The organism is Streptomyces sp. NBC_01689 (assembly GCF_036250675.1).
GTDB lineage: Bacteria > Actinomycetota > Actinomycetes > Streptomycetales > Streptomycetaceae > Streptomyces.
The window spans coordinates 4,533,258-4,559,453 of the sequence record NZ_CP109592.1 but is presented as its reverse complement, the minus strand read 5'-3'; the positions used below and the strand labels follow the sequence as shown (position 1 = coordinate 4,559,453).

Genomic DNA, 26,196 nt, shown 5'->3' with positions numbered 1-26,196 from the left:
ACGGCGGCAGGAGGGGGCCGTCCGCGCCGGCACGCTCGCCCGTGGGGGCCGTGCCGGCACCGTCCCCCGTGTCGTGCCGGTGGGTCACCCCCGGGGTGCCGGCGGCGCGGCGTCGCGGGCGCGCCGCCGGCGGCGCGGCCGTCGCGGGGCGGTCCGCGGCTCGCCCCGGCGCACCGATCCCGGCGCGCGGGCGGCCGGCCGGTCGGCGTGGGCCGCCGAGGTCAGCTGCCACGGCACGCTCGTGACCATCACACCGGGTGTGAAGAGCAGCCGGTTCTTCAGCCACAGGGCCGACTGGTTGTGGAGGAGGTTCTCCCACCAGCGTCCGACGACGTACTCGGGGACGAAGACGGCGACGATGTCGCGGGGACTCTCCCGGCGCATCGAGCGGACGTACTCCACGACCGGCCGGGTCACCTCGCGGTAGGGCGAGTCGATGACCGTCAGCGGGACCTCGATGCCGTACTCCTCCCAGCGTCCGCGCAGCGCCGCCGCCTCGTCACGGTCCACCGAGACCGTCAGGGCCTCCAGACGGTCGGGGCGCAGGGCCCGCGCGTAGGCCAGGGCACGCAGCGTGGGCTTGTGCAGGGTGGACACCAGGACGACGGCCAGCACCCGTGACGGAGAGGTGAGTTCGGCCTTCGGGTCGGTCACCGCCAGTTCCGCCGCGGTGGCGTCGTAGTGGCGCCGGATCCCGCGCATCATCACCCACAGCACGACGGCCGCGAGGACGGCGAGCCAGGCGCCCTGGGTGAACTTGGTGGCCAGCACGATCACCAGGACCAGGCCGGTGACGACCGCGCCGACCGTGTTGATCGCCCGGGCCGTGTGCGGTCGGCGGCGCCGGGCCGGTGCGGGCGCGGCCCGCAGTTCGCGGTTCCAGTGCCGGACCATGCCGAGCTGGGAGAGCGTGAAGGAGGTGAACACCCCCAGGATGTAGAGGTGGATGAGGCTGGTGACGTTCGCCCGGAAGCCCCACAGCAGCAGACAGGCGACGAACGCCAGCGCCAGGATGCCGTTGGAGAAGGCCAGCCGGTCGCCGCGGTTGTGCAACTGGTGCGGCAGGTAGCGGTGCTGGGCGAGCAGCGAGGCGAGCAGCGGGAAGCCGTTGAACGCCGTGTTCGCCGCCAGGATCAGGACGAGCGCGGTCACGGTCTGGATGAGGTAGAAGCCGGGGCTGTGCTCGCCGCCGAAGACCGCCGCCGCGATCTGGGCGATGACCGTGCGCTGGGTGTAGGCGGAACAGGGGACGGTGAGTCCCGTCAGGCGGCACGGGTCGCCGGTCACCCGCACCTTGGTGAGCAGCGCGAGCGCGGTGACACCGACAAACATGACGACCGCGGTGAACCCCATGACCGCCAGCGTGGTGGCCGCGTTCGCCGACTTGGGCCTGCGGAACGCCGGTACGCCGTTGGAGATGGCCTCCACCCCCGTCAGCGCCGTGCAGCCGGAGGAGAACGCGCGCAGCACCAGCATCAGCAGGGCCGGGCCCATCAGGTCCGTGTCGGCGGGGGCCGGGGTGATGCCGTAACCGGCGCTCTCGGCGACCGGCGCGTCCCCGAGGGCCCAGCGGACGAGTCCCGTGACCACCATGATCAGCACACCGCCGACGAAGAGGTAGGTGGGGGCGGCGAAGGCCCGTCCCGACTCGCGCACGCCCCGGAGGTTCGTCGCGGTCAGCAGCGCGACGAAGCCGATGGCCAGCAGGACGCGGTGGGCGGCCAGCTGGGGGAGGGCCGAGATGATGTTGTCCACGCCGGAGGCGACCGAGACGGCCACCGTCATCACGTAGTCGACGAGCAGGGAGGCGGCCACCACCAGACCGGCGGAGGGGCCGAGGTTGGTCGACACCACCTCGTAGGACCCGCCGCCGCTCGGATAGGCGTGCACCACCTGGCGGTACGACAGCACCACGACCGTCATCAGGCAGACGACCGCGGCCGCGATCCAGAGGGTGAAGTGCAGAAAGGCCAGGCCGCCGAGGGCGAGGACGAGCAGGATCTCCTGGGTCGCGTACGCCACCGAGGACAGCGGGTCGGAGGCGAAGACGGGCAGCGCGAGCCGTTTGGGCAGGAGCGTCTCGTGCAGCTCCTCGCTCCGCATGGCCCGGCCGATCACCAGCCGCTTGAGGATCGCCGTCACGTTGAACACGGCCGGAGACTAAGCCGGGAGGGTGCCCGGGGCGGGGAGGGCGTACGGCCCGGGGGCCCTCAAGAGACCGTTAGGGTCCCGTCGCACACGTGCAGATGGAGCAAGGGACGGCGGGAACAGGGAGGGGACCGGCGTCGCGCCGGGACCTCCGTCACCGTGCCGGAACCGCCGTCACTCCAGTCCCGACACCCTGAAGACCGTGCGTGCCGTCTCGCGGTCGACCCGTTCCGAGATGCGCCGCAGGGCCGTCTCCCCGCAGGTCAGCGAGCCGCTGCGGGCGGAGGCGCGGGCGTCCTCGTCGAGGCGGTGCCACAGCGGGGGGTTGGCGACCAGGACCCGGGGGTCGATCTCGGCCCGCGCGCCGAAGGAGTCCCGCAGGACGAGCCGCTGTCCGACCCCGTCCAGACAGCGCACCGACACCAGGTGGTCGGTGCGCACCCGGTGCCGGCGCAGCGGTCCGCGGGTGCTCAGCCACCCCTCGCCGGCCGCGACCCGGGACGGGTAGAGCACCAGGAGCAGCAGTGCCGCGAGCCCGGCCCACAGCGCGGCGCGCGGAGGGGTGAGGCTGCCGGCGGCCGCGTCGATGAGCAGCAGGAGGGCGAGGAGTCCGCCCGCGCAGCGGAGCGAGCTGCGCAGATCCCTCTCCCAGAGGCGGTCGTGCGCCACCTCGGCCGGGTCTCGGTGCGGTACCGGTGCGGGGGCGTGGCGGGTGCGGTCACGGCGGTCCATGGCACCGACGGTAGAGAGCGCGCGGGCCGGAGGCACCCCGCCTTGACGGGCCTCTGACGAGCGGGCGCGTCAGGGTTCCGACAAGGCCCGGCGCCTTCGGACCGGGGGCGATCACCGTGCCGGTGGCGCCTCCGGGGGCTCGCGTATGGGTCGCGTCAAGGCGGTACGAACCGCCGTAAGGGAGACGTCAACGGCGCTCGTTTCCGGCCGTCCAGGGGTTTTGCTCTAAGCGTCCGAGTCGTTCTCCGAATCTCATCCAGGAGCTCACGATGGCCGATGTGGCCTTCGTCGTCACCACGATCGCGGTGTTCGCGCTGGTGGCCCTCATCGCCAAGGGGGTGACGAAGCTGTGACCGCCGAGAACATCGTCGGCCTGATCGTGGCCGTCGCCCTGCTGGGCTATCTCGTCCTCGCCCTCGTCTTCCCGGAGAGGTTCTGAGTCCCGACATGAGTCCCGTCCTCGCCGGCGTGCTCCAGCTGCTCGCCCTCGTCGCGGCGCTGGCCCTCGCCTACATCCCGCTCGGCGACTACATGGCCCGGGTCTACTCCTCCGACAAGCACTGGCGCGTCGAGAAGTGGATCTACAAGGGCATCGGCGCCAACCCGAACACCGAGATGCGCTGGCCGGCGTACCTGCGCGGTGTCCTGGCCTTCTCCGCGGTCAGCGTTCTCTTCCTCTACCTGCTGCAGCGCCTCCAGGGCCATCTGCCCGGCTCGCTCGGCTTTGCCGCGATCGACCCGGACCAGGCGTTCAACACCGCCGCGTCGTTCGTCACCAACACCAACTGGCAGTCCTACTACGGCGAGCAGGCCATGGGCCACGTCGTGCAGACCGCCGGTCTGGCCGTGCAGAACTTCGTCTCCGCGGCCGTCGGCATCGCCGTCGCCGTCGCGCTCGTACGAGGGTTCGCCCGCTCCCGCACCGGTGAGCTCGGCAACTTCTGGTCCGACCTGGTGCGCGGCACCGTACGCATCCTGATCCCGCTCTCCGTCGTCGCCGCGATCGTCCTGGTGGCGTGCGGGGCGATCCAGAACTTCTCCGGCATCCACGAGGTCGGCCAGTTCATGGGCGGCTCGCAGCAGTGGAACGGCGGGGCGGTCGCCTCGCAGGAGGCCGTCAAGGAGCTGGGCACGAACGGCGGCGGTTACTTCAACGCCAACTCCGCGCACCCCTTCGAGAACCCGACCCCGTTTACGAACCTGTTCGAGATCTTCCTGCTGCTGGTCATCCCGTTCGCGCTGACCCGCACCTTCGGCCGCATGGTCGGCTCGATCAGGCAGGGCTACGCGATCCTCGCCACGATGGCCACGATCTGGCTCGGCTTCATCGCCCTGATGATGTGGACCGAGTTCGCCCACCACGGTCCGGCGTTCGACATCGCCGGCGGTGCGATGGAGGGCAAGGAGAACCGTTTCGGTGTCGGCGCGTCCTCGATCTTCGCGGTGTCCACGACCCTGACCTCGACCGGTGCGGTGGACTCGTTCCACTCGTCGTTCACCGGTCTCGGCGGCGGCATCACGATTCTGGGCATGCAGCTCGGCGAGATCGCGCCCGGCGGTACCGGGTCCGGTCTCTACGGCATCCTGATCCTGGCGGTCATCGCGGTCTTCATCGCCGGTCTGATGGTAGGCCGCACCCCGGAGTACCTGGGCAAGAAGATCGGCACCCGCGAGATCAAGTTCGCGGCCTGCTACATCCTCGTCACCCCGGCCCTGGTGCTCGTCTTCACCGCCGCCGCGATGGCGCTGCCCACCCCCGGACACTCGATGACCAACAGCGGGGCGCACGGGTTCTCCGAGATCCTCTACGCCTACTCCTCGGGCGCCAACAACAACGGTTCGGCCTTCGCGGGCCTGAACGCGGACACGCAGTGGTTCAACAGCACGATCGGTCTCGCGATGCTGCTGGGCCGGTTCCTGCCGATGGTGTTCGTCCTGGCGCTCGCCGGTTCGCTCGCCGAGCAGCGGCCCGTCCCGGAGACCGCGGGCACCCTGCGCACCCACAAGCCGCTCTTCGTGGGCCTGCTGGTCGGCGCGATCCTGATCATCACCGGTCTGACCTACTTCCCGGCCCTCGCGCTGGGCCCGCTGGCCGAGGGGCTGGCGTCATGACCACCGACGTAACGAACCAAGAGGACGAGATGTCCACAGCCACTCCGACCCGGGCGCCGCACAGCGACGTGCCGACCGGCCACAAGTCCGACGAAGGCCGTGTCGGCGCGGGTCTGTTCGACCCGCAGCAGCTGCTGAGGTCGCTGCCGGACGCCTTCCGCAAGCTCGACCCCCGGGTGATGGTCAAGTCGCCCGTCATGTTCGTGGTGCTGGTCGGCTCCGTCCTGACGACGGTCTTCTCCTTCAAGGACCCGGGCGACTGGTTCGGCTGGGCGATCAGCGCCTGGCTGTGGCTGACCGTGATCTTCGCCAACCTGGCGGAGGCGGTGGCCGAGGGCCGCGGCAAGGCCCAGGCGGACACCCTCAGGAAGGCGAAGACGGACACCGTCGCGCGCCGTCTGAACGGCTCGGCCGAGGAGCGGGTGCCCGGCACCGACCTGCGCGTCGGGGACCTGGTGGTCTGCGAGGCGGGCGACATCATCCCCGGTGACGGCGATGTCGTCGAGGGCGTCGCGTCCGTCGACGAGTCGGCCATCACCGGTGAGTCGGCCCCCGTCATCCGCGAGTCCGGCGGCGACCGTTCGGCCGTCACCGGCGGCACGAAGGTCCTCTCCGACCGGATCGTCGTCAAGATCACGACGAAGCCCGGTGAGACCTTCATCGACCGGATGATCGCGCTGGTCGAGGGCGCGGCCCGGCAGAAGACCCCGAACGAGATCGCGCTGAACATCCTTCTCGCGTCCCTCACGATCGCCTTCCTGCTCGCCTGCGCCACGCTGCCCCCGTTCGCGGACTACGCGGGCACGCACCTCACCATGGTCGTGCTGGTGGCCCTGCTGGTCTGCCTGATCCCGACCACGATCGGGGCCCTGCTCTCCGCGATCGGCATCGCGGGCATGGACCGGCTGGTCCAGCGCAACGTGCTGGCCATGTCCGGCCGCGCGGTCGAGGCGGCGGGCGACGTGTCGACCCTCCTCCTGGACAAGACCGGCACCATCACCCTCGGCAACCGCCAGGCCGCCGAGTTCGTACCGGTGACCGGCACCACGGAGGCCGAGGTCGCCGACGCCGCCCAGCTCTCCTCGCTGGCCGACGAGACGCCCGAGGGCCGCTCCATCGTGGTCCTCGCGAAGGAGAAGTACGGTCTGCGCGAGCGTCACCAGGGCGAACTCGCGGGCGCCGACTGGATCGCCTTCACCGCCCAGACCCGTATGTCGGGTGTGGACGTCGACGGACGCAGGATCCGCAAGGGCGCGGCCGGTTCGGTCGTGGCCTGGGTCGAGGAGCGGGGAGGCACCGTCGCCGCGGACGCCGAGACGCTCACGAGCCGTATCTCCCAGGCGGGCGGCACCCCGCTGCTGGTGGCCGTCGAGGACACGGCGGGGGCGCGCGTCCTCGGGGTGATCCACCTCAAGGACGTCGTCAAGGAGGGCATGCGCGAGCGGTTCGACGAACTGCGCCGCATGGGCATCAGGACCGTCATGATCACGGGCGACAACCCGCTGACGGCCAAGGCGATCGCGGACGAGGCGGGTGTCGACGACTTCCTGGCGGAGGCCACCCCCGAGGACAAGATGGCCCTCATCAAGCGCGAACAGGCCGGCGGCAAGCTGGTCGCGATGACCGGCGACGGCACCAACGACGCGCCCGCGCTGGCCCAGGCGGACGTCGGCGTGGCGATGAACACGGGGACGTCCGCCGCCAAGGAGGCCGGCAACATGGTCGACCTCGACTCGAACCCGACCAAGCTCATCGAGATCGTCGAGATCGGCAAGCAACTGCTCATCACCCGGGGCGCGTTGACGACGTTCTCCATCGCCAACGACGTCGCGAAGTACTTCGCGATCATCCCGGCGCTGTTCGCGGCGGTCTACCCGGGCCTGGACAAGCTGAACATCATGCGCCTGTCCTCGCCCGACTCCGCGATCCTGTCGGCGGTCGTCTTCAACGCGCTGATCATCATCGCGCTGGTGCCGCTGGCCCTGCGCGGGGTGCGGTACCGGCCCGTGAGCGCCGACCGGATGCTGCGGCGCAACCTCGGGATCTACGGCATCGGCGGCCTGATCGCCCCCTTCGTCGGCATCAAGATCATTGACCTGCTCATCTCCCTCATCCCCGGAATCGGCTGATCGCCATGAACAACTCGGTTACGAACACGGCCCGGTTGCTCTGGGCCGGCCTGCGGGCCCTGCTGGTCCTCACCGTCGTGTGCGGGGTGATCTACCCGCTCGCCGTCACCGGCGTCGGCCAGGCCCTGTTCCACGACAAGGCCAACGGCTCCGAGATCAGCGCCGGCGGGAAGGTCGTCGGCTCCTCGCTGATCGGCCAGTCCTACAACCTGCCGCTGAAGAAGGGCCAGGAGACCCCGGAACCCGACCTCAAGTGGTTCCAGGGCCGCCCCGCCAACGGTCTGGGGACGAACTCGGTGAACACGCAGTACAAGCTGATCCTGTCCGGCGCCACCAACCGGGCGGGCGACAACAAGGACCTGATCGACTGGGTGACCGCCGCCAAGAAGGCCGTCGTCAAGGACAACTCGGTGAACGGTTACACCGTCCGGCCCTCCGACGTGCCGGCCGACGCGGTGACGTCCTCCGGCTCCGGCCTGGACCCGGACATCTCCCCCCGGTACGCGGACATCCAGGTCCACCGGGTCGCGGAGAAGAACGGCCTGCCCGTCTCCCAGGTGCAGAAGCTGGTCGACGAGCACACCGACGGCCGCACCCTCGGCTTCATCGGCGAGCCCCGCGTCGACGTCCTCGAACTCAACATCGCGCTCAGGGCGCTGACCGGGAAATGACCGGGAGCCAGTGACTCACCGATGACCCGGGTGCTGGTCGTGGAAGACGACCCCCAGCTCGTACGAGCGCTCGTGATCAACCTGCAGGTCCGCCGGTACGGAGTGGACGCGGCGCCCGACGGCGCCACGGCCCTCCGGCTGGCGGCCCTCCGGCCGCCCGATGCCGTCGTGCTGGACCTCGGGCTGCCCGACATGGACGGCGTGGACGTCATCAGGGCGCTGCGCGGCCGGAGCCGCGTACCGATCCTGGTGCTGTCCGCGCGCCGCGCCTCCGGGGAGAAGGTCGCCGCGCTCGACGCGGGCGCCGACGACTACATCACCAAGCCGTTCAGCATGGACGAACTCCTGGCCCGGCTGCGAGCCGCCGTCCGCCGCAGCCGGGCCCCGGCCCTGGGGCCCGGCGCCGAGGTGGTCACCACCGCGGACTTCACCGTCGACCTGGTGGCGAAGAAGGCGCGGCGCGCGGGCCGGGACGTCCGTCTCACCCCCACCGAGTGGCATCTGCTGGAGATCCTGGTCAGCAGTCCGGGCCGCCTCGTGCCGCAGCGCCGGCTGCTCCAGGAGGTGTGGGGCGCCTCCCGCAGCGACAAGACCAACTACCTGCGGGTCTACATGGCCCAGCTCCGCCGCAAGCTCGAGTCCGACCCGTCCCGTCCGCGTCACTTCATCACGGAGCCGGGAATGGGCTACCGCTTCGAGACGGGGGACTGAAGGGGCCCGGACGCCGTGTCCGGGCCCCGCGCGTCCTTGGCGGCCCCCGGCCGGGTGGACCCGCCACACTGGCTCCGGACGGGACGAATCATTCGGAACCACCCTGTATCGCGAGGTCCTCGATGGCGTACGGACTGGCCCGCCGCGAACTGCGGCCGAGAGTTCCCTTGCGGCACGGAGAGGGTGACAAGTCCCGCCTGACCAGCATCGAGGGGCTCGCCGCACTGTCCCTCGACGCGCTGAGCTCGGTGGCGTACGGACCCGAGGCGATCGTGCTCGTCCTGATCGCCGCCGGAACGGGCGCCCTGAACGCCACCCTGCCGGTGACCCTGGTCATCGCCGCGCTCCTCGCGGTGCTGGTGGTGTCGTACGGCCAGGTGATCGCCGTCCATCCGGGCGGGGGCGGCTCGTACGCGGTGGCGAAGAAGGACCTGGGGGCGTCCGTCAGCCTGCTCGCGGCCGCCAGCCTCGTCGTCGACTACGTGCTCACCGTCACCGTCAGTCTGGCGGCGGGCGCCGCGAGTCTCGCCTCCGCCTTCCCCTCGTTCGGCCCGCACCTGCTCACGATCTGCCTGATCGGCCTGGCCCTGCTCACCGCCGTGAACCTGCGGGGCGTCGCCGACAGCGCCCGGGTGCTGATGCTGCCCACCGCGCTGTTCGTCGCGAGCATCCTCGGCATCGTCGTGCTCGGGCTGCTGCGCGCTCACCCGGTGGCCGTCGTGGGCACCGAACAGCCCGTCCACGCCACCGAGGCACTGGGCGTCCTGCTGCTCCTCAAGGCGTTCTCCTCCGGCTGCTCCGCGCTCACCGGGGTGGAGGCCATCGCCAACGGGGTGCCCTCCTTCCGCGATCCGCGGGTCGAGCGCGCCCAGCGCACCGAACTGATGCTCGGCGCGCTGCTCGGGCTGATGCTGATCGGCATGGCGCTGCTGATCCGCCGCGACCAGGTGGCCCCGCGCGGCGGCGTGACCGTACTGGCGCAGCTCACGGCGGGCGCGTACGGGACGGGGTGGCTGTACTACGCCACGAACCTGGTCGTCACCCTGGCCCTCGCCTTCGCCGCCAACACCAGTTTCGGCGGACTGCCCGTCCTGATGAGCCTGCTCGCCAAGGACCACCGGCTGCCGCACTTCTTCGGGCTGCGCGCGGAACGTCCGGTCTACCGCTGGGGAGTGGTGTCCCTCGCCCTCCTCGCGGCGGTGCTGCTGATCGCCGTGGACGCGGACACCCACCGTATGATCCCGCTCTTCGCGATCGGGGTGTTCATCGGCTTCAGCGTCAGCCAGATCGGACTGGTGCGGCACTGGGCGGGGACGCGGCCGCGCCGCTGGCTGCCGCGCGCCGTGCTCAACGGGATCGGCGCGGTGCTGACGGTCGTGGCGGGGATCGTCCTGCTGGCCACCAAGTTCCTGGAAGGGGCCTGGGTGGTGGTCGTCATCGTGCCGCTGCTGATGCTGCTGTTCTCCCGCGTCCAGCGCTACTACACGGAGGCCGGCCGGGAACTCGGGCTCGGCGAGACCCCGCCCCCGCTGGACGTCGCCGACTCCCTCGTCATCGTCCCGGTCGGCGAGGTCAGCCGCCTCACCCGGCACGGGCTGCAGGCCGCGCTCGCCCTCGGCCACGAGGTCGTCGCCGTCGCCGTGCACGCCGATCCGGCCAAGGTCCGTGCGCTCAGGGAGAGTTGGGACCGCTGGAATCCGGGGGTACGGCTGGACGTCATCGACAGTCCGCAGCGGTCGCTGGTGGAACCGATCGTCGGGTACGTCCGGCGGGCGGCGGAGGGAGGCCGGCAGATCGCCGTCCTCATCCCCGAGGTCGAACCGCTCCACCGGCGCTACCAGCTTCTGCAGAACCAGCGGGGGCTGCTGCTCGCCACGGTGTTGCGGGCGCGGACGGACGTGGTCGTCTGCGTGGTGCCGTACCGGCTGAACGTCTGAGTGTCCCCCCGAACCGGGCGCTCAGGTCCGGGGGCTGCCGCCCCCAGGCCCCCGCTTCGGCCTGGACGGCCTCGTCCGCGAGCGCCGGACGGGCTGGGGGCGCCGGCCGACGCCGAAGACCGGTGGCCGGAGGTGATCTCTCCGGCGTGGGCGCGCATCCTCAGCCCGTCCGGCGCTCGAGGACGAGCCCTTCGGGCGACCAGGGGGGTCCCGGGGCGCAGCCCCCAGGGACGGCAGCGGGGCGGGACCCGCGAGTTCCGCCCGTCCGTGCTCACCTCAGAGGTCCCGCCCCGCGTCGGCGCGGACCGGGACTCAGGGCCACACCAGGCAGTACGGCTGATGCCCCGCCTCATGCAGACGGTGGCTGAAATCCTGCCATTCGTGGAGAAGCTGGTACACGTTGAACGCGTCCCGGGGCCCGCCCCGGTCCGGCACCGTCGACCAGATGAACGCCGCCGCGCCCACCGCCTCCTCGCCGATCCCGCGCAGCGGGTCGACGACGGTCATCGGGAGCTTCACGACGGCGTAGTCGGGGTGGAGGACGACGAGTTCCAGCGGGGGCACCTTGTGCAGCGGGACGCCCTCGATACCGGTGAGGACCATCGCGGCCATCGTCTCCGGCTTGATCTTGGTGAACATGCCGTTCATGCCGAGCTCGTCGCCGCCGAGTTCCTCGGGGCGCATGGAGATAGGCACCCGGGCCGCGGTCGCGCCGTCCGGTGCGCCGAAGTATTTGTACGTCACCCCCACCCGGCCACCATTCCCGCTTCCTGCCCTGAGCCGGTCTGCCCCGCGGTCCGTGTAGTCCATACCGTCCATACGGGCCGACGAGTCGATCCGCTCAGGATCGCCCTGTGATCCTTGTGACCCTTGCGATCCCGGCGTGCCCATTGCCTGACGTGCCTCGGCTTCCTCCGCCTCGCGCCGGTGCCTTCCCCGCCGGGCACGCCGAGGACCGAGGTCATCGGTCCCCTCGCCCAGTCCGCCACCGCGATGCATATCTCCACCCGACTGCTTTTCTAAGGCGCGCGACCCCCGCCACGCAACCCGATCATCGTGACAGTGACCTCCCCCACGGCCGCACGCCGAAACGTACGCTGAAACACCTGTCCGCAGGATCTTCGAAGCCTCTGACACCATGGCCCGTGTGAGCTATCCGTACGAAGCCCCAGTTTCGCAGACTCTTTTCGACCGTGCGGCTGCCGTCACGCCGGGCGGCGTGAACTCTCCGGTGCGCGCCTTCCGCGCCGTGGGCGGTACGCCCCGCTTCATGGTGTCCGGAAACGGTCCATACCTGACCGATGCCGACGGGAGGGAATACGTCGACCTCGTGTGCTCCTGGGGGCCGATGATCCTCGGTCATTCCCGGCCCGAGGTCGTCGCCGCCGTCCAGGAGGCCGTCGCCCGCGGCACCTCCTTCGGCACACCGGGTGAGGGCGAGGTCGCGCTCGCGGAGGAGATCGTCGCCCGTGTCGAGCCGGTGGAGCAGGTCCGCCTCGTCTCCAGCGGGACCGAGGCGACGATGTCCGCCATCCGGCTCGCCCGCGGGTTCACCGGGCGACCCAAGATCATCAAGTTCGCCGGGTGCTACCACGGGCACGTGGACGCGCTGCTCGCCGCGGCCGGCAGCGGCCTCGCGACCTTCGCGCTGCCCGACACCCCCGGTGTCACCGGTGCCCAGGCCGGCGACACCATCGTCCTTCCGTACAACGACCTCGAGGCCGTCAACGCCGCCTTCCACGCGCACCCGGGCGAGATCGCCTGCGTGATCACCGAGGCGTCGCCCGGCAACATGGGTGTCGTGCCGCCGCGTCCCGGCTTCAACCAGGGGCTCAAGGACGCCTGCGCGAAGAACGGCGCCCTGTTCATCTCGGACGAGGTCATGACCGGGTTCCGTACGAGCCGGTCCGGCTGGTTCGGCGTCGACGGGGTCAGGCCCGACCTGATGACCTTCGGCAAGGTCATGGGCGGCGGCTTCCCGGCCGCGGCCTTCGGCGGACGCAAGGACGTCATGGGGCATCTGGCGCCCGCCGGTCCCGTGTACCAGGCGGGCACGCTCTCGGGGAACCCCGTCGCGACCGCCGCCGGACTCGCGCAGCTGCGGCTGCTGGACGAGGCCGCGTACGAGACGGTCGACGCGGTCTCCGCGCAGATCCGCGGGCTCGTGACCGAGGCGCTCACCAAGGAGGGTGTGACGCACCGGCTGCAGAACGCCTCCAACATGTTCTCGGTCTTCTTCACCGGTCGTGAGGTGCGCGACTACGAGGACGCGAAGGCACAGGAGTCCTTCCGGTTCACCGCGTTCTTCCACGCGATGCTGGCGCAGGGCGTCTACCTGCCGCCCTCGTCCTTCGAATCGTGGTTCGTTTCCACGGCCCATGACGAGCGGGCCATCCAGCGGATCGCCGACGCCCTTCCGGCGGCGGCACGGGCAGCGGCGGAGGCCACTGAATGAGCGAGAGCACGGCCGGGAGCACGAGCGAGAGCCGGCGTCAGGACATCACCGTCGTCCATGTGATGCGGCACGGCGAGGTGGCCAATCCGGACGGGGTGCTCTACGGGCGGCTGCCCGGATACCACCTCTCCGAGCTCGGGCGGCAGATGGCCGACCGGGTCGCCGAGCACCTGGCGTCGCGGGACGTCACCCAGGTGATCGCCTCCCCGCTGGAGCGGGCCCAGGAGACCGCGACCCCGATCGCCAAGGCGCACGGACTCGACCTCGGCACCGACGGGCGGCTGATCGAGGCCGAGAACGTCTTCCAGGGCAAGACCTTCGGGGTGGGCGACGGCGCGCTGCGCAGGCCCGAGAACTGGAAGTACCTCGTCAACCCGTTCAAGCCGTCCTGGGGCGAGCCCTACGTGGAGCAGGTCGTCCGGATGATGGGGGCGCTGGACGCCGCCAAGGACGCGGCCCGCGGTCATGAAGCGGTCCTGGTCAGCCACCAGTTGCCGATCTGGATCGTGCGTTCCTTCGTCGAGCGGCGGCGGTTGTGGCACGACCCGCGCAAGCGGCAGTGCACGCTGGCGTCCCTCACGAGCTTCACCTACCGCGGTGACAAGATCGTCTCGGTCGGTTACAGCGAGCCCGCCCGGGATCTCGTCCCGTCCCATCTCCTCGCGGGCGCCAAGCCGGTGAAGGGGAAGAGCAAGGCGTTCGGCGCGTAGCCGCTCCGGCGGCGCGGGTGAACGTCCGGTGACCAGGACGTGTGCCCCTCGGATCGATCTTCGTAAAATACGATCAAATGAGCGAGTGAGCGGAACCTATCCGTGCTTCGTGCCCTCTCATCATGTGTCTGCTGAGAGACAGCTGAGAGGGCGCGAAGGAGATGGGGACCGCATGCGGGACATCAGCCGCAGGGGAATGATCGGCCTCGGAGCGGGTGCCGCGGCGGCACTCGGACTCGCGGCGTGCGGGACCGCGGACCACGACTCCTCGAGCGGTGCGGGCGATGCACGGCCGGGCAGGACCGGCGGGTCGTCCCGGCCCGGCACCCCCAAGCCCACCGCGCGCCCGATAGGCGACGGCTCCACCTCCTTCACCGGCAAGCAGCCGAAGCAGCCCCAGGCGCCGGTGCCCCTGGAGCCCGGTGAGACCCCTCCGCAGTTCGTGGTCTTCTCCTGGGACGGCGCGGGGGAGGTCGGCACCGGCCTCTTCTCCCGGTTCCTGCGGCTCGCCGAGGAACACGACGCGCACATGACCTTCTTCCTCTCCGGGCTCTATCTGCTGCCCGAGTCGAAGAAGCGCAAGTACCTGCCGCCGAACAACCCGCGCGGCGCCTCCGACATCGGCTACCTCACCGACGAGCACGTCAAGGCGACCCTCGGCGGCGTCCGGCAGGCCTGGCTCGACGGCCACGAGATCGGCACGCACTTCAACGGCCACTTCTGCTCCGGCCACGGCACCGTCGCCAACTGGACGCCGGCCCAGTGGCGCAGCGAGATAGACCAGGCCAAGTCCTTCGTCAAGGAGTGGCGGACCAACACGGGCTGGAGCGACCTGCCCGCCCTGCCGTTCGACTACGACAAGGAACTCGTGGGCGGCCGGACCCCCTGTCTGCTCGGCCAGAACAACCTGCTGCCCACCGCGAAGGAACTCGGCTGGCGCTACGACGCCTCCTCGCCCGGGGGGCGCCAGCGCTGGCCGCAGAAGAACCACGGACTGTGGGACCTCCCGCTGCAGGCGGTCCCCTTCCCGGGCCACAGCTTCGAGGTCCTGTCCATGGACTACAACATGCTCGCCAACCAGTCGGTCAACTCGACGAAGGCGCCGTCGTACAACTACCCGGGCTGGCGGAAGCAGGCGGCCGAGGCCTACATCGCCGGATTCCGGCGGGCCTACGAGTCCAACCGCGCGCCCTTCTTCATAGGCAACCACTTCGAGGAGTGGAACGGCGGCATCTACATGGACGCCGTCGAGCAGGCCTTCAAGCACATCGCCCGGGAGAAGGAGAAGGGCGGGGACGTGCGGCTCGTCTCCTTCCGGCAGTTCGTGGACTGGCTGGACGTGCAGCCGCCGGAGATCGTGGCCAAGCTGCAGACCCTCGACGTGGGCCAGCGGCCGGCCGGCGGCTGGAAGACGTTCCTCGGCGACCCGGGCAAGGGCGGCGACGCCTCCTCCACCGCCTCGCCCGACGGGTCGGCCAGCACCACCTGAAATGGTGTTTCCCGCCCGCGAGGGGGGTGCGGAAGATCCCCGAAACGGGCATGCGAAACTTTTCACATGAGTGCCGCCTGTCGCGCCGAATCACGCTCGAACCGCACCCGTGGCCGCGCCGTCCTGCTCACCGCCGGGGCCGCCGCCGCCACGCTCGTCCTGTCCGCGTGCACGTCCGGGGGGACCTCCGGGGGATCGGGCAACACCAACTTCGTCGCGGGCAAGGACGGCATCTCCACCGTCGCGAAGGGTTCGCGCACCGACGCCCCGGACCTGTCCGGCTCGACCGTCGACGGCAGGAAGATCGACGTCGCGGACTACAAGGGCAAGGTCGTCGTCCTGAACGTGTGGGGCTCGTGGTGCCCGCCGTGCCGGGCCGAGGCGCCGAACTTCGTCAAGGTCGCCAAGGACACCGAGGCGAAGGGCGTCCAGTTCGTCGGCATCAACACCCGCGACTCCGAGACCTCGCTCGCCCGCGCCTTCGAGAAGGAGTTCGGGGTCACGTACCCGAGCCTCTACGACCCGACGGGCAAGCTGATGCTCCGCTTCAAGAAGGGCACGCTCAACCCCCAGACCATCCCCTCGACGCTCGTCATCGACCGGGACGGGAAGGTCGCCGCGCGGACGCTGCAGGCCCTCAGTGAGGACAAGCTGCGCGAGATGCTCGACCCGATCATCGCGGAGAAGTGACCTGACGTGTCCCTTCTCGCCGCCTCCGCCGACCTCACGACGTCCGCGCACCTGACGACCACCCTCGCCGAGGTGGGGGGCCGCAACGAGACGGTCTACAGCGGGGCCCTGCTGCTCGCCGTGCCCGTCGCCCTGCTCGGCGGCCTCGTCTCCTTCTTCTCCCCGTGCGTGCTGCCCCTCGTACCGGGCTATCTGTCCTACGTGACCGGCGTCACCGGTACGGATCTGGCGGAGGCCAGACGGGGCCGGATGGTCGCGGGTGCCGGCCTGTTCGTGCTCGGCTTCACCGCCGTGTTCGTCTCCGGCGGGGCGCTCTTCGGGTACTTCGGCTCCACGCTCTACGGGCAGCAGGGCACCCTGTCCAAGGTGCTCGGCGTGCTCATGATCCTGATGGGCGTCTTCTTCATGGGGATGATGCCCTGGCTGACGCAGCGGGAGTTCCGCTTCCACCGGCGGCCGGTGGCGGGTCTGGTCGGGGCACCCCTGCTCGGCGCACTGTTCGGGATCGGCTGGACGCCCTGCATCGGCCCGACCCTCGCCTCCGTGCTGGCGCTCTCCTCCAACGAGGCGAGCGCGGGCCGCGGGGCCGTACTGACCGTCGCGTACTGCCTCGGTCTCGGCGTGCCCTTCGTGCTCGCCGCTGTCGCCTTCCGCAAGGCGCTCGGTGCCTTCGGCTGGGTCAAGCGCCACTATGTCTGGGTCATGCGCATCGGCGGCACCATGATGATCGTGACCGGTGTGCTCCTGCTGACGGGTGCCTGGGACAGTCTGGTGCAGCAGATGCAGACGTGGTCCAACGGTTTCACGGTAGGGATCTGATCGATGAGCACGACCGACACCGATACCGACGACGGCACCGGTAGCACGGCGGCGCGACCGGTGGCCGCCAAACGGCACATCGGGGTGAGCGCCGACGGCGAACTCGGCGAGGCCGGTTCGCAGCTGTCCACGGCGCCCGTCGACACGGCCGTGCCCGGCTCGTTCGGCGGGATGCGGGCGCCCGGCGCCGCCGGCGCCCTGGCCTGGACCGGCCGTGAGGCCGTCGGCTGGGCCCGCTGGTTCTGGCGGCAGCTGACCTCCATGCGGGTCGCGCTGATCCTGCTCTTCCTGCTGTCGCTCGGGGCGATCCCCGGATCGCTGATCCCGCAGTCCGGGACCGACGCGCAGAAGGTGGCGGACTTCAAGAGCGCGCACTCCCTCCTCGGTCCGGTCTACGACCGGCTGGGACTCTTCCACGTCTACAGCTCGGTGTGGTTCTCGGCGATCTACATCCTGCTCTTCGTCTCGCTCATCGGCTGCATCGTGCCCCGCACCTGGCAGTTCGTCGGCCAGCTGCGCGGCCGTCCGCCGGGCGCGCCGCGGCGGCTGGACCGGCTGCCCGCGTACGCGACCTGGCGCACCGCCGCCGAGCCGGAGCAGGTCCGCGCCGCCGCGCTCGAGGTGCTCGGGCGGCGCCGCTTCCGGGCACACGTCGCGAAGGACGCGGTCGCCGCGGAGAAGGGCTACCTCCGCGAGACCGGCAACCTGCTCTTCCACATCGCGCTCATCGTGATGCTCGTCGCCTTCGCCTGGGGCCAGCTCTTCAAGTCCGAGGGCAACAAGCTGATCGTCGAGGGCGACGGCTTCTCCAACACGCTCTCCCAGTACGACGACTTCAAGTCGGGCAACCTCTTCGGCAGCGACGACCTCACGCCGTTCAGCTTCGACCTGAAGAAGTTCACGGGCACCTACGAGCGGACCGGTCCCAACAAGGGCACCCCGCGGACGTACCAGGCGGCCGTCACCTACAGCGTGGGCGCCTACGGCAAGGAACGGAAGACCGTCGTCAAGGTCAACGAGCCGCTGAAGATCGGTGACTCGAAGGTCTACCTCACCGCCCACGGCTACGCGCCCGTGGTCACGGTCCGCGACGGCAAGGGAGAGGTCGTCTTCCACGACGCCGTACCGATGCTGCCGCTCGACTCGAACGTCACCTCGCAGGGCGCGGTCAAGGTGATGGACGGCTACCGCGACGCGCAGGGGCGGCCCGAACAGCTCGGCTTCTCGGCCTTCTTCGTGCCGACCTTCGCGGGCGCGGGCAAGGGCACGATGTTCTCGCAGTTCCCCGCGCTCGACTTCCCGGTGCTCGCGCTGTCCGGGTTCCACGGCAGCCTCGGGGTCGACGCGGGCATCCCGCAGAACGTCTACCAGCTCGACACGTCCAAGATGAAGCAGTTCAAGGACGCCAAGGGCAAGATCCTCAAGGCGCGTCTGCTGCCCGGCGAGACCATGAAGCTGCCCGGCGGTGCCGGCTCGATCACCTTCGACAAGGGCATCAAGCAGTGGGCGAACTTCCAGGTCACCCAGCAGCCCGGCAGTGACTGGGCGCTCGCCGGGGCCTTCACGGCGATCCTCGGACTCGCCGGTTCGCTCTTCATCCAGCGCCGCCGGGTATGGGTGCGCGCCACCAGGGGCGCCGACGGCGTGACCGTCGTGGAGATGGCGGGCCTGGGCCGCAGCGAGTCCGCGAGGCTTCCCGAGGAGCTCGGCGACCTGGCCGCGCTCGTGCACGAACAGGCACCCACCAAGACCGACGGTCCCGGCACCGGGACAGACCCCGAAGCCGAGCCGGGCGCCGATCCGGACACCACCGACCCCGACCCGCACGCCGTACCTGCCGCCGAAGGGGCTGAGAAGCAGTGACTCTCGCCACCGCAACCAACGAACACCTCGCCAACGTCAGCAACACCCTGATCTACTCCGCGATGGCCGTCTACACCCTGGCCTTCTTCGCGTACATCGCCGAGTGGATCTTCGGCAGCCGCAGCAAGGTCGCCCGCACGGCGGCCGCGCTCACCGCCGCTCCCGGGGCGGCCGCTCCCGCGGTCACCGTGAAGTCGGCGGGCGGTACCACGGTCCTGGAACGGCCCCAGGTCGTCACCCGGTCCGCGGCCGGCGCGCGGGACGTGCCCGACGGTCCGGGAGCGCACGGCGGCGACGAACAGGGTGACCTGTACGGCCGTATCGCGGTGTCTCTCACCGTGGTCGCCTGGGCCGTCGAGACGGCCGGCGTGGTGGCCCGCGCCCTGTCGGTGCAGCGTGCGCCGTGGGGCAACATGTACGAGTTCAGCATCACCTTCTCGGCTGTCGCCGTGACCGTGTACCTGGCGTTCCTGCTGGCCGGGAAGAACATCCGGTGGCTGGGACTGCCGCTGGTCACCACGGTCCTGCTCGATCTCGGGCTCGCCGTCACCGTCCTGTACACCGCCAGCGACCAGCTGGTCCCCGCCCTGCACTCGTACTGGCTCTACATCCACGTCTCGACCGCGATCCTCTGCGGCGCGATCTTCTACGTGGGCGCGGTCGGCACCCTGCTGTACCTCTTCAAGGACTCCTACGAGAACAAGCTGGCCGCCGGTGGCCGGCCGGGGAGCTTCGCCACCTCCGTCATGGAGCGGCTGCCCTCCGCGGCCTCCCTCGACAAGTTCTCCTACCGGATCAACGCGGCCGTCTTCCCGCTGTGGACCTTCACGATCATCGCGGGCGCGATCTGGGCCGGCGACGCGTGGGGCCGCTACTGGGGCTGGGACCCGAAGGAGACCTGGGCGTTCATCACCTGGGTCGCCTACGCCTGCTATCTGCACGCTCGCGCCACGGCCGGCTGGAAGGGCCGCAAGGCCGCCTACATCGCGCTGATCGCCTTCGCGTGTTTCCTCTTCAACTACTACGGCGTCAACATCTTCGTCTCCGGCAAGCACTCCTACGCCGGCGTCTGACGCCCCCGCCGCCGTGAGCACGGGTGCGGAACCCTCCGCCCCGGGCCACGCTGGTGTCATGACCGGAACCATCGAAGAGGGAGCCGTCGAGACCCGGGGGGACACGCGCGTACGGCACTGGCTGCTGCGTCTTCCCCAGCCTGTGGACAGGGTCTGGGCGGCGATGGCCACCCCCGGGGGACTCGTGGGATGGCTGGCGCGCGCGGAGGTGTTCGAGCCGCGGCTCGGCGGGGCGGTCGACCTGCGCGGGCTCGGCGCCGGGCGGATCACCGCCTGGGACGTCGAGCGCGTCGCCGAGTACACGATCGAGGGCCGCGGCCGGGTCCGGTTCCATCTGGAGCCCGCGCCGCCCGGCGGTACCGGCTCCGGCACCACCCTCCGGTTCACCCACACCTACGAGGGCGACTACGAGCCCGGACCGTGGCGGATCCGCTTCGAACGGCTGCTGACCCTCCTGACGGACTAGGCGCCGGCCTCGTCACGGCGACGGCGGACGGGCCGTCACGACGGTGGCAGGCACTCCTTCGCCGGCGGCTTCCCCTCGGGCCACGCGATCTTCACGAAGCGGGCGCGGGACTCCGGGGTCAGCTGCACGATCGGGACGGCCTTGTCGTACGGGTTGCCGTGCGCGTCCAGGCAGATCCACCCGCTCGCCCCGTTCACCCGCAGCTCCCTGCCCTTGACCTGCGGCCACTGGAGGCCCACGTCCGCGAGGGCGGGAATCCTCCCGGTCGGCGACGCCCCGCGGATGCCCCGCACGGCGAGCCGCATCGCGTCGTAGGCGATGATCAACTGCCCGTCGTCCAGCGCGATCGGGCCGACGGGACCGACCGGTTCCTTCGCGGCGTCACCGAGCAGGGCCCGCAGGGTCCGCGCGTCGGTCACGCCGCCCCCGGTCCGCGGGGTGTCGCCCGACCAGGCGTCCGGATGGGCGAGAGCCGTGTACCGCACGGTCAGCAGCGGATCCTTGAGGGCGGCCGGATCGAGGTCCCGGTCCCCGGCGAGGTACGAACCCTCGTCGCCGGTGAGGACGGTGAACCGCCGGTCGTGGCAGCCGCGCTGGCCCAGGGTGTTGATGAACTGGCGCAGCTGGGTGTGGCGCCCGGCGAACAGGACGGTGTCGGTACCGGCCGGGGTGTTGCACAGGATGTTGGTGATCTGCGCGAAGACGTTGGAGGTGCTGCCCTCCTTGCTGCGGTCGGCGGGCGGGGTGAAGGGCTGGGCCTCGTAGCGCGAGCCCTTGAGCATCTTCTCGAAGGACCCCTGCAGCGTGCGCGTGTAGGGGTCGCCCGTGCGGTCGTAGACCAGGAAGGCGTTGACGGCCGAGACCCTGGCGAAGGAGGCGAGCGCACGGGCCTCGTCCGTGTTGGTCGGGGAGACCCGGGCGAGGCCGGGGAAGGGGTCCTTGCCGTCCTGCCCGTTGGCGAGGTCGTCGGCGGTGATCGAACTCCCTATCACCGGGATGCCCCGCGCGGTCAGCTCCGCCACCGCCCGCTTGTTGTTGTCGGTGCTCTGACCGACCCCGGTCACCGCGCGCAGCCGGTCGGGCCCCTTCGCCATCCGTGCCAGCCGGTCCACCGTGTACTTCCAGTGCGTGCCGGTGGAACCGGGGTTGGCCAGCACCAGACGGATCTTCGGCTTCAGCCCGGTGGTGTCGTGGTTCGCCTGGTACTGGGCGAGATAGGCGCCCTGCAGTTCGTGCAGCACGTCGCCCAGGTTGTCGGCGTCGGTCGCGGTGAAGGGCTCCAGCAGGGCGACGGTGACGTAACTGCCGGGCTTCAGGCGGGCGTTCTCCCGGTGGATCGCCCGTACGGTGTCGGTGAACCGCGACCGGCCGAAGGCGTACGTGGTCCAGGAGACACCCACGCACTCGTCGCTGCCCTCGGGCCGGACGACCCCCGGGGCGCAGGACCGATTCTCCTTGGCGGCCGTCATACCGCCCCACACGCCGAGGCCCACCAGGACGGCGGCCAGGGCCAGCGCCACGTACCGGCGGAACCGGATCTCCCAGACGTCCTCGCGCAGCCATCGCCACCAACGCGTCATCATGCGTCCCCGTCCCGTGTGATCTCCCCCGGCCTCACTGATCCCCGGTGCCGTTCTCGTCGTCGGGGACCCGCAGTGGGCGTCCGGCCAGCGCGTCCGCCGGCCACTCCCGCGAGGCCCGCCAGAGCAGCGGGTTGCCCGCGGGCCGCAGGTTCGACAACTGCTCCAGCTCGAAACGGAGCCGGTCCCCCACCTTCGGGTCCGGCAGCACCAGCGGATCGGTCAGCTGCCAGACGGCGTGCAGCAGCCGCCGTACCCGCAGATGCAGTACGGGGTCCACGCTGTCCGGCGGCAGCTGGGCGGCGTCCGTGCGGCCGAGCGCGATCGACGCCCGGTCGTCATGCCCCGCCCGGCGGTCGTGGCCGTCCGGGCCATGGGCGTGGAAGTACGGCGCGGACGCGATGAAGAGCAGCGTCGCCAGCCAGCTCCCGGCGTCGGCGCGCGGGAATGCGCCCCGCAAGTGCGCCACCGCCGAGTCCGTGTTCCCCAGGGCGAGTTCGTGGTACAGCCGGTAGCGGTCCCGGTCGGGCCGGTCCCCGTCGGCGTAGTGGCCGACGAGGGTGCGGTGCACGGCACGCCACCGTTCGTGGTCCGGGTCGGCGTGGTGCAGGCGCAGCAGGAGCAGCGCGCGCAGGAACGGGTCGCCCACGAACTGTCCGGCGGTCGCGGGCAGGCCCTCCCGGGCGAGCCGCTCCTCCAGGTCGAGGACGCCCGAGGCGCCGAAGTCGTCCGGGAGGCGGACCGCCGCGAGGGCGCACGCGGAGTCCCGGTCGTGGGCGGCGGCGAGCACGGTCAGCTCGTCGAGCCGGCCGCCGGGCACCAGCCGGTCCAGCAGTTCCAGATAGGTGGGGCGGCCGTCGCGGTCCTCATGGACGACGACGTCCGCGGTGAGCAGCGGGCCGAGCGAGGCGGCCCCGCGGGGCAGGTTCTGCCGGGCGGACTCCGCGAGGAGGGTCACGCCGAGCGGGCTGCCGCCGGTGAGCCGGTGGGTGGCGTGCGGAAGATGCGGTGGCACGTCGAGGCCCTGGGCGGCGCTCCCCAGCAGGTGCAGGGTGTCGTCCGGCGTCAGCGGCGGCAGGGCGAGGAGCAGGGCCCGGGAGGACGGCGAGGTGCCCGGCTCCCAGCCGGTGTGCCGGACCACCTCGGGCAGGGTGCGCCGGGCCGCGTTGCGCAGCGCCGGGTGGGAGTCGCCGCGCAGGGCGGCGCAGAGGACGACCTGGTCGGCGATGCCGTCGGCGCGGTCCCGCAGCACGGGTTCCAGCAGCCCGAGGCCGGCCGGCTCCTGCACGTTGTCGATCAGGACCACCGGCCGGCCCGGCCGGTGCGAGCGCTGCACGACCCCCGCGTAGGCGTCGTCGAGATCGGCCAGCAGGGCCCGTACGAGATGGCGTTCGGCGTGGGCGCGGGAGTCGCCGCCGGCCCGGAAGTGCGCGGAGAGCAGGATCAGTCCGAGTTTGGCGTTGCCGCCGGCGTTCGGATAGTCGCGGTACCAGGTGGCGGCCCGGCGCAGCCTGCGGTGGGTGGGGGCGATCCCCTCGGCGAAGGCCTCCAGGGTCGCCTCGATGATCGGCTCCACGACCGGTCCCGTGCTGCTCATCGAGGCGATGAGCTTGGCGACGACCTTGCTCACCCAGCGGCCGGCGAACCCCGACAGCCGTGAGCCGGTCTCGTTCAGGAGCAGGATGCGCTCCGCCTCCTGCCGGATGCGTGGCACGTCGCGGTCGCTCCAGCCGCCCGCCGCCACCGCGAGCAGCCCGGAGGCCAGCCGCGGGAAGCCGATCCGGCCCGCGCCGGTCACCGGTTCGGCGAGCTGCTCCGCGATGGTGGTGAGCGCCTGCCCGACCGGCGACCAGGACTCCGGGGGCCGTTCGGGCGGGGGAGCGGTGAACTGCCGGTCCTCACCGTCCACGAGCGCGACAGGTGTATGGCCGCGGTAGGCCTCCCGCAGCTCGTGCAGGACCGCGCTCCTGCCCTGCCCCCGGCCGCCGGTGAACACCACGAAGGGCGGTTCCTTCGGGTGCTCGACCGGGACCGTGCGCAGTTGGTACGGGCGCAGCCCGACGAGACGTGAGGCGAGACCGGGCGGCTCGGTGTCGAACAGCGCCCCTCGTCCGTGCAGCCCTCTGTGCACCGCATCTCCCCCTGGCGCGGTCCGGTCCTGCCTGTGCTGCTGTGAGGTGTATCAATACCAGTGTAAAAAGGGGGAGTTGCTTCGGACTAGGGTGCGTGATGTCCGTTTGGTTACGGAATTCTTCCGTGTCCTTTCCCGCGGCTAGTCCACAGTGATCGAATCGAGCTTGGCCCGCAGACAGGTGTGGGAGTCGACCGGCGGGTACGCGACGCGTCCCACCGGAGCGGGTACGGACTCCACCACCGTCCCCGGTGTGCACTCGCCGAAGTAGACCAGCGACATCAGCTCCTCGACGGGCGCGTCCGCGTCCGTGAAGACCTGCGGCCCGCCCCGGCCCGCCTGCCGGTCCAGGAGGGTGACGGTGCCGAAGTCCGTGTGCGGGCCGATCCGGAACCGGTTCGGCCCGGGCGTGCCCACGACCTCCCGCCCCGGATACCAGTTGATGGTGAAGCCGTACGTCGGGTGGTCCATGTGCCGGGTGAAGAAGTCCGGTTCCAGCCCGAGGGCCTCGCCGAGGAGGGCGAGCAGGTGGTTCGCCAGTCCGGCCATCCGGGTCAGGTACTCCTCGCACAGGTCCCGCAGCCCGGGGGCTCCGGCCGGCGAGGGGCCCGGCCGTCACTCACCGATGTCCTCGTTCCACAGGTCCGGGTTCTCCGCCACGAAGTCGCGCATCATGGCCGCGCACCCGGGATCGTCCAGCCGCACGATCTCCACCCCGTGCTCGGCCAGCCAGTCGTGGCCGCCGTGGAAGGTCCCGGCCTCCCCGATCACGACCCGGGAGATGCCGAACTGCCGGACCAGGCCGCTGCAGTACCAGCACGGCGAGAGGGTGGTCACCATGGTGGTACCGCGGTAGGTCCGACGCCGTCCGGCGGCGCGGAAGGCCGCGGTCTCCGCGTGCATGGACGGATCGCCGTCCTGGACGCGCCGGTTGCGGCCGCGCCCGAGGAGGGTGCCGTCCGCGCCGTACAGCGCGGCGCCGATGGGGATACCGCCCTCCGCGAGCCCGGCGCGGGCCTCCTCGACGGCGGTGGCGAGCCACGCGCGGGCCCGTGCCGGGCCCACTGTCTGATCGATGCGCTCCATGGGTCCACTCTCCTGTGGCCGGCGCGCGAGGGCAACGCGCGACGGGCCCGGACCCAGCGGCCCGGACCCGGCGGCCCGGGCGCGGACGGACCGTCAGCGGCAGTGGCGCGCGTACTGCCGGGCCAGCGCGTGGAAGGACTCCTTCGGCTCCCGGTGCGGGCCTGCGGTGTGCGGGGCGCCGGGCCGTCGGTCCTCGACCGACTTGACCAGGGCGTAGCTCGCGGTGTCGAGGTCGTGGCGCGGATCGTGGGGGCGGTGCGGGGCGTCCGGGGTGACGAAGGTGTACGCCATCGCCGAGTACAGGCCCATCGACTCGAACACCGAGAGAACCTCCGTCAGATAGGCGGCCTGCGCGTGTTCGCTGCGCACGATGCCCTCCTCGATCTCCGGCGGCTCCTTGGTGCGGTCGACGACGTCCCACCCCATGCCGCCGCGCTCCGGTGCCCCCTCGAAGGTGCAGCAGCCGAACTCCATGACGGCGACGGGCTTCCCGAACCGGGTGTACCGGGCGAGATCGCGGACGTAGCCGTCCCGGTGCCGGAAGAACCCGTAGTAGTCGAGGCCGACGAGGTCGAAGAGCCGCCAGTCCACGTCCTCGTCCTGCGCGGCGGCGTACGTCAGCCGCCCCCGGAAGACGGAGCGGCCCACGCCCGCCGCCCGGGCGGTGAAGCGGCGCAGGCGCCGCGCCGTCGCCACGGGGTCGTACGCGCCCTTGAGGAGGTTGTCGATGCGCTCCTCGGCGTCGGCGCCGGGCACGATCCCGGGCACGTACAGCAGGAACTCGCACCCCACGCTGAGGTGCACCCCGGCCCCCTGCCCTCGCAGCCGCTCCGCGCAGCGGCCCGTCTCCGCGAGATGGTCGAGGATGTCCCGCTCGGGCACGTCGCCGAGGGTCGGTTCGAGCCAGACGTGCAGGCCCCGCTCCGCCGCCTCGGCTGCCGTGGCGGCGAGCCGTTCGACGCCGTCGCCGGTGACCTTGACCGAGTTGGCGTGCAGGTCGTGCGCGAGGGCGCGCAGGTCACCGCGCATGCGCCGGGCGCTCCACGAGGTGCCGGGCGTCTCCCCGTCCGCCACCTCGTAGACCGCGCCCCGGTAGGTGAGTCCGCGGCCGCCCGTCGCCGCCCCGGCCCGTCCCGCCGGCAGCACCGCCGCCGCGGTCCCCGCCGCGGCCATTCCCAGGAACCGTGCCCTGCTGATCTCCCGCATCGCGCCTCCCCGTGTCGTCTCCCACCCCAGTCTGGGAAGCGGGCCGCCGCCACGCCGTCCGCCGATGGTCTACGGGCGGCGGCCGAAGGTATGAGGCGTGACGGCCTGCACGGAGCATCGGCCGACGGAGGCGCGCGGAGGACGTGGGAAGCACCCGGAACCAGGGGACCACCGAGAGCGTGGGGAGA

The 26,196-nt window shown here is 71.2% G+C and carries 21 protein-coding genes and 1 pseudogene; 14 read left to right on the top strand and 8 right to left on the bottom strand.

What is annotated here, in order from left to right:
• Window positions 1–84: 84 nt before the first annotated feature.
• Both OG776_RS19370 and OG776_RS19365 read right to left on the bottom strand, forming a co-directional pair.
• Window positions 85–2,151, bottom strand: coding sequence for an APC family permease (locus tag OG776_RS19370; protein ID WP_148009914.1), 2,067 nt, complete (start codon window positions 2,149–2,151; stop codon window positions 85–87).
• A 171-nt stretch (window positions 2,152–2,322) separates the two neighbouring features.
• Complete coding sequence (locus OG776_RS19365; protein WP_261994604.1) at window positions 2,323–2,880, bottom strand: hypothetical protein; 558 nt, start codon at window positions 2,878–2,880, stop codon at window positions 2,323–2,325.
• Window positions 2,881–3,229: 349 nt separating this feature from the next.
• Here OG776_RS19365 and kdpF point away from each other — a divergent pair, with 349 nt between their 5' ends.
• From kdpF to OG776_RS19335, 6 genes are all read left to right on the top strand, one after another.
• Window positions 3,230–3,319, top strand: coding sequence for a K(+)-transporting ATPase subunit F (gene kdpF / locus OG776_RS19360; protein ID WP_055544543.1), 90 nt, complete (start codon window positions 3,230–3,232; stop codon window positions 3,317–3,319).
• Between the two features lie 8 nt (window positions 3,320–3,327).
• Window positions 3,328–4,992, top strand: a complete 1,665-nt coding sequence (gene kdpA, locus OG776_RS19355) for a potassium-transporting ATPase subunit KdpA (protein ID WP_148009915.1) — start codon at window positions 3,328–3,330, stop codon at window positions 4,990–4,992.
• The gene (kdpB, locus tag OG776_RS19350) at window positions 4,989–7,121 is read left to right on the top strand and encodes a potassium-transporting ATPase subunit KdpB (RefSeq protein WP_187285670.1); all 2,133 of its coding nucleotides are present in this window, start codon (window positions 4,989–4,991) and stop codon (window positions 7,119–7,121) included. The genes kdpA and kdpB overlap by 4 nt, the downstream gene beginning before the upstream one ends.
• Window positions 7,122–7,126: 5 nt before the next feature.
• Window positions 7,127–7,792 (top strand): potassium-transporting ATPase subunit C, encoded by a 666-nt coding sequence (locus OG776_RS19345; RefSeq protein WP_329321854.1) that lies wholly within the window; start codon window positions 7,127–7,129, stop codon window positions 7,790–7,792.
• A gap of 21 nt (window positions 7,793–7,813) precedes the next feature.
• Window positions 7,814–8,503 (top strand): response regulator, encoded by a 690-nt coding sequence (locus OG776_RS19340; RefSeq protein WP_148009917.1) that lies wholly within the window; start codon window positions 7,814–7,816, stop codon window positions 8,501–8,503.
• A gap of 122 nt (window positions 8,504–8,625) precedes the next feature.
• Window positions 8,626–10,440, top strand: coding sequence for an APC family permease (locus OG776_RS19335; protein WP_148009918.1), 1,815 nt, complete (start codon window positions 8,626–8,628; stop codon window positions 10,438–10,440).
• A gap of 312 nt (window positions 10,441–10,752) precedes the next feature.
• Here OG776_RS19335 and OG776_RS19330 read toward each other — a convergent pair whose 3' ends face one another.
• Window positions 10,753–11,439 carry a hypothetical protein gene (locus OG776_RS19330; RefSeq protein ID WP_187285671.1) on the bottom strand — a complete coding sequence of 229 codons (687 nt, stop codon included), beginning with the start codon at window positions 11,437–11,439 and terminating at the stop codon, window positions 10,753–10,755.
• A gap of 139 nt (window positions 11,440–11,578) precedes the next feature.
• On the opposite strand from OG776_RS19330, the gene hemL reads away from it, so the two are divergent.
• From hemL to OG776_RS19290, 8 genes are all read left to right on the top strand, one after another.
• Entirely contained in the window at window positions 11,579–12,895 is a 1,317-nt protein-coding gene (gene hemL, locus OG776_RS19325; protein WP_148009920.1) for a glutamate-1-semialdehyde 2,1-aminomutase, read from the top strand.
• A complete protein-coding gene (locus OG776_RS19320) occupies window positions 12,892–13,605 on the top strand; it encodes a histidine phosphatase family protein (protein WP_148009921.1) in 714 nt (237 codons plus the stop codon). Before hemL ends, OG776_RS19320 begins: the two co-directional genes overlap by 4 nt.
• Before the next feature lie 172 nt (window positions 13,606–13,777).
• The gene (locus tag OG776_RS19315; RefSeq protein ID WP_148009922.1) at window positions 13,778–15,094 is read left to right on the top strand and encodes a hypothetical protein; all 1,317 of its coding nucleotides are present in this window, start codon (window positions 13,778–13,780) and stop codon (window positions 15,092–15,094) included.
• A gap of 66 nt (window positions 15,095–15,160) precedes the next feature.
• Window positions 15,161–15,784 carry a TlpA family protein disulfide reductase gene (locus OG776_RS19310; RefSeq protein WP_148009923.1) on the top strand — a complete coding sequence of 208 codons (624 nt, stop codon included), beginning with the start codon at window positions 15,161–15,163 and terminating at the stop codon, window positions 15,782–15,784.
• 51 nt (window positions 15,785–15,835) lie between these two features.
• Complete coding sequence (locus OG776_RS19305; protein ID WP_148010975.1) at window positions 15,836–16,603, top strand: cytochrome c biogenesis CcdA family protein; 768 nt, start codon at window positions 15,836–15,838, stop codon at window positions 16,601–16,603.
• 3 nt (window positions 16,604–16,606) lie between these two features.
• Window positions 16,607–18,466: a cytochrome c biogenesis protein ResB gene (gene resB, locus OG776_RS19300; protein WP_148009924.1), complete on the top strand. Its 1,860-nt coding sequence runs from the start codon at window positions 16,607–16,609 to the stop codon at window positions 18,464–18,466.
• Window positions 18,463–19,539 (top strand): c-type cytochrome biogenesis protein CcsB, encoded by a 1,077-nt coding sequence (gene ccsB / locus OG776_RS19295; protein WP_148009925.1) that lies wholly within the window; start codon window positions 18,463–18,465, stop codon window positions 19,537–19,539. Before resB ends, ccsB begins: the two co-directional genes overlap by 4 nt.
• A gap of 58 nt (window positions 19,540–19,597) precedes the next feature.
• Window positions 19,598–20,005, top strand: coding sequence for a hypothetical protein (locus OG776_RS19290; protein ID WP_148009926.1), 408 nt, complete (start codon window positions 19,598–19,600; stop codon window positions 20,003–20,005).
• A 35-nt stretch (window positions 20,006–20,040) separates the two neighbouring features.
• On the opposite strand, the gene OG776_RS19285 is transcribed toward OG776_RS19290, so the two are convergent.
• The 5 genes and pseudogenes from OG776_RS19285 to OG776_RS19265 all read right to left on the bottom strand — a co-directional run bounded on the left by OG776_RS19285 (window position 20,041) and on the right by OG776_RS19265 (window position 26,008).
• Window positions 20,041–21,585 carry an ABC transporter substrate-binding protein gene (locus OG776_RS19285; RefSeq protein WP_329323732.1) on the bottom strand — a complete coding sequence of 515 codons (1,545 nt, stop codon included), beginning with the start codon at window positions 21,583–21,585 and terminating at the stop codon, window positions 20,041–20,043.
• A gap of 34 nt (window positions 21,586–21,619) precedes the next feature.
• On the bottom strand, window positions 21,620–23,716 hold the full coding sequence (locus OG776_RS19280) for a hypothetical protein (protein ID WP_329321848.1): 2,097 nt from the start codon (window positions 23,714–23,716) through the stop codon (window positions 21,620–21,622).
• A 141-nt stretch (window positions 23,717–23,857) separates the two neighbouring features.
• A pseudogene (locus tag OG776_RS19275) lies at window positions 23,858–24,328 on the bottom strand (isopenicillin N synthase family dioxygenase); the annotation flags it as partial.
• Between the two features lie 3 nt (window positions 24,329–24,331).
• Window positions 24,332–24,802, bottom strand: coding sequence for a nucleoside deaminase (locus OG776_RS19270; protein ID WP_329321846.1), 471 nt, complete (start codon window positions 24,800–24,802; stop codon window positions 24,332–24,334).
• A gap of 93 nt (window positions 24,803–24,895) precedes the next feature.
• Window positions 24,896–26,008, bottom strand: coding sequence for an abortive phage infection protein (locus OG776_RS19265; RefSeq protein WP_148009929.1), 1,113 nt, complete (start codon window positions 26,006–26,008; stop codon window positions 24,896–24,898).
• Window positions 26,009–26,196: the final 188 nt, after the last annotated feature.

What these genes read in the sequence shown, in the direction of transcription:
- OG776_RS19365 (WP_261994604.1), bottom strand. Translation starts at nt 2,880, where the DNA reads ATGGACCGCCGTGACCGCACCCGCCACGCCCCCGCACCGGTACCGCAC.
- kdpA (WP_148009915.1), top strand. Translation starts at nt 3,328, where the DNA reads ATGAGTCCCGTCCTCGCCGGCGTGCTCCAGCTGCTCGCCCTCGTCGCG.
- kdpB (WP_187285670.1), top strand. Translation starts at nt 4,989, where the DNA reads ATGACCACCGACGTAACGAACCAAGAGGACGAGATGTCCACAGCCACT.
- OG776_RS19345 (WP_329321854.1), top strand. Translation starts at nt 7,127, where the DNA reads ATGAACAACTCGGTTACGAACACGGCCCGGTTGCTCTGGGCCGGCCTG.
- OG776_RS19340 (WP_148009917.1), top strand. Translation starts at nt 7,814, where the DNA reads ATGACCCGGGTGCTGGTCGTGGAAGACGACCCCCAGCTCGTACGAGCG.
- OG776_RS19335 (WP_148009918.1), top strand. Translation starts at nt 8,626, where the DNA reads ATGGCGTACGGACTGGCCCGCCGCGAACTGCGGCCGAGAGTTCCCTTG.
- OG776_RS19330 (WP_187285671.1), bottom strand. Translation starts at nt 11,439, where the DNA reads ATGCATCGCGGTGGCGGACTGGGCGAGGGGACCGATGACCTCGGTCCT.
- hemL (WP_148009920.1), top strand. Translation starts at nt 11,579, where the DNA reads ATGGCCCGTGTGAGCTATCCGTACGAAGCCCCAGTTTCGCAGACTCTT.
- OG776_RS19320 (WP_148009921.1), top strand. Translation starts at nt 12,892, where the DNA reads ATGAGCGAGAGCACGGCCGGGAGCACGAGCGAGAGCCGGCGTCAGGAC.
- OG776_RS19315 (WP_148009922.1), top strand. Translation starts at nt 13,778, where the DNA reads ATGCGGGACATCAGCCGCAGGGGAATGATCGGCCTCGGAGCGGGTGCC.
- OG776_RS19310 (WP_148009923.1), top strand. Translation starts at nt 15,161, where the DNA reads ATGAGTGCCGCCTGTCGCGCCGAATCACGCTCGAACCGCACCCGTGGC.
- resB (WP_148009924.1), top strand. Translation starts at nt 16,607, where the DNA reads ATGAGCACGACCGACACCGATACCGACGACGGCACCGGTAGCACGGCG.
- OG776_RS19290 (WP_148009926.1), top strand. Translation starts at nt 19,598, where the DNA reads ATGACCGGAACCATCGAAGAGGGAGCCGTCGAGACCCGGGGGGACACG.
- OG776_RS19285 (WP_329323732.1), bottom strand. Translation starts at nt 21,585, where the DNA reads ATGACGCGTTGGTGGCGATGGCTGCGCGAGGACGTCTGGGAGATCCGG.
- OG776_RS19270 (WP_329321846.1), bottom strand. Translation starts at nt 24,802, where the DNA reads ATGGAGCGCATCGATCAGACAGTGGGCCCGGCACGGGCCCGCGCGTGG.
- OG776_RS19265 (WP_148009929.1), bottom strand. Translation starts at nt 26,008, where the DNA reads ATGCGGGAGATCAGCAGGGCACGGTTCCTGGGAATGGCCGCGGCGGGG.